Here is a 5,138-nt window from a genome sequence, read left to right as displayed (position 1 = left end):
AATTTTTGTTTTTTGATTTGTTTTGTTTTACTGTCGGTTTCACAGCGGTGGGCGGGCGGGGGGGGGGCGGCGCGCGGCGCGGGGGCGGGGCGGGGGGCGGGCCCCGCGGCGTACCCGGAGGTCACCGGACGGCCGCCCGGCCGCTGCCTGGGGTTATCGATTTTGGAGCCAGGGCAGACGTCGGGTAATGTTCTTTCTGCGCCGCCCGGGAGGGAACGGACGAGGGAGCGAAAGCCCCCTCCGAAGCCCCGAACGAGAGGCGCAACGCCTGAGAAGCGCCCGCAGGGGCTCAACTCTGGTGGGGTATGGTGTAATTGGCAGCACGAGTGATTCTGGTTCATTTAGTCTAGGTTCGAGTCCTGGTACCCCAGCGCAGTACCGCGTGACAGCAGTACGGCAGTACAACTGAAGATCAAGCCCCCGTTGTGTAGCGGCCTAGCACGCTGCCCTCTCACGGCAGTAGCGCCGGTTCGAATCCGGTCGGGGGTACTGATCCCGCAAGGGATCACCTGGAAAGCCCCCGTTGTGTAGCGGCCTAGCACGCTGCCCTCTCACGGCAGTAGCGCCGGTTCGAATCCGGTCGGGGGTACTGATCCCGCAAGGGATCGCCAGGAAGCCCCCGTTGTGTAGCGGCCTAGCACGCTGCCCTCTCACGGCAGTAGCGCCGGTTCGAATCCGGTCGGGGGTACTTCAGAGCAGGAAGCCGGTGGGCTCGCCCATCGGCCCTTGCTTTGTGTTGGGGTATGGTGTAATTGGCAGCACGAGTGATTCTGGTTCATTTAGTCTAGGTTCGAGTCCTGGTACCCCAGCCAGATAAGGAAGCCCCGGTCCTCCGGGGCTTTTTTGCATTTCCCGGCACTTAACCGGCTCCGCCCGGCACTTCCCGGTACTTCCCGAAAAGGCCCCGCGCACCTCGGTGCGCGGGGCCTTTTCTCGTTCGGGTGGGTCGGGGTGATCAGCCGCGCCGGAGGGCCTCGGTGAGCCGGTTCGCGGCTTCGATGATGGCCTGGGCGTGCAGCCGGCCCGGGTGGCGGGTCAGCCGCTCGATCGGTCCGGAGACCGAGACGGCGGCCACCACGCGGTTGGAGGGGCCGCGGACGGGCGCGGAGACGGACGCGACGCCCGGCTCCCGCTCGCCGATCGACTGGGCCCAGCCGCGGCGCCGGACGCCGCTCAGCGCGGTGGCGGTGAAGCGGGCGCCCTGGAGGCCGCGGTGGAGGCGCTCGGGCTCTTCCCAGGCCAGCAGGACCTGGGCGGCCGAGCCGGCCTTCATCGGCAGGGTGCTGCCGACCGGGACGGTGTCCCGCAGGCCGGAGAGCCGCTCGGCGGCGGCTACGCAGATCCGCATCTCGCCCTGCCGGCGGTAGAGCTGTGCGCTCTCGCCGGTGACGTCGCGCAGGTGGGTCAGGACCGGGCCCGCGGTGGCGAGCAGCCGGTCCTCACCCGCCGCGGCGGAGAGTTCGGAGAGACGGGGGCCGAGGATGAAGCGCCCCTGCATGTCCCTGGTGACCAGACGGTGGTGTTCGAGTGCGACGGCGAGTCTGTGGGCCGTGGGGCGCGCCAGACCGGTGGCGGCGACCAGCCCCGCCAACGTGGCGGGGCCCGACTCCAGTGCGCTCAGCACCAGAGCGGCCTTGTCGAGAACGCCGACGCCGCTAGAGTTGTCCATGCCCTAAGACTGCAGTCTCATTCCGCGAGACGCAAGTTCAATCTTCCGCGAAAAGCGCCACTCTGGATGCAGCAGCCCGGGAGACATCCAGGATGCGGCCTCGACAGGGTGTCCGCATCGTGGACACCGATCCGGCGTGCCGGTCGCGCGAAGCGCTCCGCACAGGGCGGCGAATGCTTTGACCTCGACGACACGAGAAGGCCGGCAACGCGGCCGGCTGGAGGGAATCCGATGGGACGGACACTCGCAGAGAAGGTCTGGGACGACCACGTCGTGCGGCGCGCGGAGGGCGAGCCGGATCTGCTCTTCATCGACCTGCACCTGCTGCACGAGGTGACCAGCCCGCAGGCCTTCGACGGGCTCCGGCTGGCCGGCCGCCAGGTCCGCCGGACCGATCTGACGATCGCCACCGAGGACCACAACACCCCCACCCTGGACATCGACAAGCCGATCGCCGACCCGGTGTCCAAGGTCCAGCTGGAGACGCTGCGCCGCAACGCCGCCGAGTTCGGCGTCCGGATCCACTCGCTGGGCGACGTCGAGCAGGGCGTCGTGCACGTGGTCGGCCCGCAGCTGGGTCTGACCCAGCCCGGCATGACCGTCGTCTGCGGTGACTCCCACACCTCCACCCACGGCGCCTTCGGCGCACTGGCGTTCGGCATCGGCACCAGCCAGGTCGAGCACGTGCTGGCCACCCAGACCCTGCCGCTGGCGCCGTTCAGGACCATGGCGATCACCGTCGAGGGCGAGCTGCCCGAGGGCGTCACCGCCAAGGACCTGATCCTGGCCGTCATCGCCAGGATCGGCACCGGTGGCGGCCAGGGCTACGTCCTGGAGTACCGCGGTTCGGCGATCCGGGGCCTGTCCATGGAGGCCCGGATGACCATCTGCAACATGTCCATCGAGGCCGGCGCCCGGGCCGGCATGATCGCCCCGGACGAGACCACCTTCGACTACCTCCAGGGCCGCCCGCACGCCCCGCAGGGCGAGGACTGGGACGCCGCCGTCGCGTACTGGAAGACCCTGGTCACCGACGAGGACGCGGCCTTCGACCACGAGATCTTCATCGACGCGGCCGAGCTGACCCCGTTCGTCACCTGGGGCACCAACCCCGGCCAGGGCGCCCCGCTGGGCTCCAACGTCCCGGACCCGGCCTCCTTCACCGACCCGCAGGAGCGGATCGCCGCCGAGAACGCCCTGGCGTACATGGGCCTGGAGGCCGGCACCCCGCTGCGCGAGGTCGCCGTCGACGCCGTCTTCGTCGGCTCCTGCACCAACGGCCGGATCGAGGACCTGCGGGCCGCCGCCGCCATCCTGGAGGGGCGCCGGATCGCCGACGGCGTACGGATGCTGGTCGTACCCGGCTCCGTCCGGGTCGCCCTCCAGGCCGTCGAGGAGGGCCTGGACAAGGTGTTCACCGCGGCCGGCGCCGAATGGCGGCACGCGGGCTGCTCGATGTGCCTGGGCATGAACCCCGACCAACTCGCCCCCGGTGAGCGCTGCGCCTCCACCTCGAACCGCAACTTCGAGGGCCGGCAGGGCAAGGGCGGCCGCACCCACCTGGTCTCCCCGCAGGTCGCCGCCGCGACCGCCGTCCTGGGCCGGCTGGCCGCCCCGTCCGACCTGAGCACCAACGTGGCTGTGGAGGCCTGAGGACCATGGAGAAGTTCACCACCCACACCGGCCGGGCCGTCCCGCTGCGCCGCAGCAACGTCGACACCGACCAGATCATCCCGGCGCACTGGCTGAAGAAGGTCACCCGGTCCGGCTTCGAGGGCGGCCTGTTCGAGGCCTGGCGCAAGGACGAGTCGTTCATCCTCAACCGGCCCGAGCGGCAGGGTGCCACGGTCCTGGTGGCCGGGCCCGAGTTCGGCACCGGCTCCTCCCGCGAGCACGCCGTCTGGGCGCTGCAGAACTACGGCTTCCACGCGGTGATCTCCTCCCGCTTCGCCGACATCTTCCGCGGCAACTCGCTGAAGAACGGCCTGCTGACGGTCGTCCTGCCGCAGGAGACCGTGGAACGGCTCTGGGCGCTCACCGAGAGTGACCCCGAGGCCGAGATCACCGTTGACCTGGAGGCCCGCGAGGTCCGCGCCGAGGGCGTCACCGCGTCCTTCGAACTGGACGACAACGTCCGGTGGCGGCTGCTGAACGGCCTCGACGACATCAGCATCACGCTGCAGAACGAGGCCGACATCGCGGCCTTCGAGGCCACCCGGCCCGCGTTCAAGCCCCGTACTCAGCCGGTCGCCTGATCTCCGTTCAGAACAAGCATTCTGACGATCCGCCGGATGGCCCGCCTCCCCCTCGGGGGGGCGGGCCATCCGCCGTTCCGGAGCACGAGTTAGGACCACCGGCCCACCCCCGATTGCCCATTCGGCTTTGCCGGAGAGGGCCCCGCGCAAGTACAACTGCGGGTAGATGGCACAATCAGTACATGCACCGGCACCATGAACCTCCGTACGCGGGCGGCGAACCCGCGGCCACGGAGTCCACGGGCCGGGGATCCGAACGCCGAATTGACGATCGGCCGAACGACGCCTCCGCACCAGCTGAGGGGCCGGACGACCCGGAAGTCGCAGCGCTCTACGCGCTTGTGGCCGAGCGGTTGAAGCAAGCTCACGCCCGCGTGCATGCGCTGAACGTGTCTGTCGATGCAAAGACCGCTCTCACCCGTCAACTCCTCATCGTCACCGAGACCGCCAAGCGCGATCTTCCGGAGGCGGCAAGGCGGTTGAGTCGCTTTGTACATGACCTCGACGAGGGGCGCCCGCCCGTCGGCTGAGGTCGCCGACGCGCAAATCCATTGCGACACTAGGGTGATTCGCGCGTTTGGTAATTGAAAGTCCGCAGATACATACCTAACGTGCGAAATGAACGGATGGAATCATCCGGCGCCCGTTTCCGAAGGGGAAGACGTGAACAAGGCTCAGCTTGTCGAAGCGGTGGCCGAGCAGCTGGGCGGTCGCAAGGCTGCCGCAGAGGCCGTCGACGCAGTGCTCGACACCATGGTCCGTGCCGTTGTGGCCGGTGACCGGGTTTCGGTCACCGGTTTCGGCACCTTCGAGAAGGTGGAGCGCTCCGCGCGCTTCGCCCGCAACCCGCAGACCGGCGAGAAGGTCAAGGTCAAGAAGACCTCGGTGCCCCGCTTCCGTCCCGGCCAGGGCTTCAAGGACCTGGTCAGCGGCAGCAAGAAGCTGCCGAAGGAAGGCCCCTCGGTGAAGAAGGCCCCCAAGGGCTCCCTCACCCCGGGCAAGAGCGGTGTGGCCGCCACCCCGGCCGCCAAGCGCGCCGCCACCAAGCGTGCCGCCACCGCCGCCGCGGCCGCCCCGGCCACCGCCAAGAAGGCCGCCGCGAAGAAGGCGACCACCACGGCCGCCGCCAAGAAGACCACGGCGACCGCGACCAAGAAGACGGCCGCCGCCGCGAAGAAGGCGACCACCACCGCCGCCGCCAAGAAGACCACGGC

5 protein-coding genes and 5 tRNA genes are annotated in these 5,138 nt (G+C 69.3%); 9 read left to right on the top strand and 1 reads right to left on the bottom strand.

Annotated elements, in window-relative coordinates; translation table 11 throughout:
* Positions 1-299: 299 nt before the first annotated feature.
* From ABTY15_RS39000 to ABTY15_RS38980, 5 genes are all read left to right on the top strand, one after another.
* Positions 300-371, top strand: a tRNA-Gln gene (locus ABTY15_RS39000).
* A 45-nt stretch (positions 372-416) separates the two neighbouring features.
* Positions 417-489, top strand: a tRNA-Glu gene (locus ABTY15_RS38995).
* Positions 490-516: 27 nt separating this feature from the next.
* Positions 517-589, top strand: a tRNA-Glu gene (locus ABTY15_RS38990).
* Between the two features lie 26 nt (positions 590-615).
* Positions 616-688 (top strand) — tRNA-Glu (locus ABTY15_RS38985).
* A 49-nt stretch (positions 689-737) separates the two neighbouring features.
* Positions 738-812, top strand: a tRNA-Gln gene (locus ABTY15_RS38980).
* 143 nt (positions 813-955) lie between these two features.
* On the opposite strand, the gene ndgR is transcribed toward ABTY15_RS38980, so the two are convergent.
* Positions 956-1,669: an IclR family transcriptional regulator NdgR gene (ndgR, locus tag ABTY15_RS38975; RefSeq protein ID WP_148642806.1), complete on the bottom strand. Its 714-nt coding sequence runs from the start codon at positions 1,667-1,669 to the stop codon at positions 956-958.
* 231 nt (positions 1,670-1,900) lie between these two features.
* On the opposite strand from ndgR, the gene leuC reads away from it, so the two are divergent.
* The 4 genes from leuC to ABTY15_RS38955 form a co-directional block, all read left to right on the top strand.
* Positions 1,901-3,322, top strand: a complete 1,422-nt coding sequence (gene leuC, locus ABTY15_RS38970) for a 3-isopropylmalate dehydratase large subunit (RefSeq protein WP_350607186.1) — start codon at positions 1,901-1,903, stop codon at positions 3,320-3,322.
* Positions 3,323-3,327: 5 nt separating this feature from the next.
* Positions 3,328-3,924: a 3-isopropylmalate dehydratase small subunit gene (gene leuD, locus ABTY15_RS38965; protein WP_350607181.1), complete on the top strand. Its 597-nt coding sequence runs from the start codon at positions 3,328-3,330 to the stop codon at positions 3,922-3,924.
* Between the two features lie 182 nt (positions 3,925-4,106).
* A complete protein-coding gene (locus tag ABTY15_RS39955) occupies positions 4,107-4,454 on the top strand; it encodes an SCO5555 family protein (protein ID WP_502893689.1) in 348 nt (115 codons plus the stop codon).
* A 133-nt stretch (positions 4,455-4,587) separates the two neighbouring features.
* Positions 4,588-5,138, top strand: a 551-nt coding sequence (locus tag ABTY15_RS38955; RefSeq protein WP_350607178.1) for an HU family DNA-binding protein, incomplete at its 3' end; no start/stop codon positions are given.

The sequence above is a fragment of the Kitasatospora sp. NPDC097643 genome (assembly GCF_040302625.1).
Lineage (GTDB): Bacteria > Actinomycetota > Actinomycetes > Streptomycetales > Streptomycetaceae > Kitasatospora.
The sequence above is the reverse complement of the archived record's forward strand: the minus strand, read 5'-3'. Positions and strand labels throughout refer to the sequence as shown.

Excerpts from the sequence above, each read along its gene's own strand:
- leuD (WP_350607181.1), top strand. The coding sequence starts at position 3,328 with ATGGAGAAGTTCACCACCCACACCGGCCGGGCCGTCCCGCTGCGCCGC.
- leuC (WP_350607186.1), top strand. The coding sequence starts at position 1,901 with ATGGGACGGACACTCGCAGAGAAGGTCTGGGACGACCACGTCGTGCGG.
- ndgR (WP_148642806.1), bottom strand. The coding sequence starts at position 1,669 with ATGGACAACTCTAGCGGCGTCGGCGTTCTCGACAAGGCCGCTCTGGTG.
- ABTY15_RS39955 (WP_502893689.1), top strand. The coding sequence starts at position 4,107 with ATGCACCGGCACCATGAACCTCCGTACGCGGGCGGCGAACCCGCGGCC.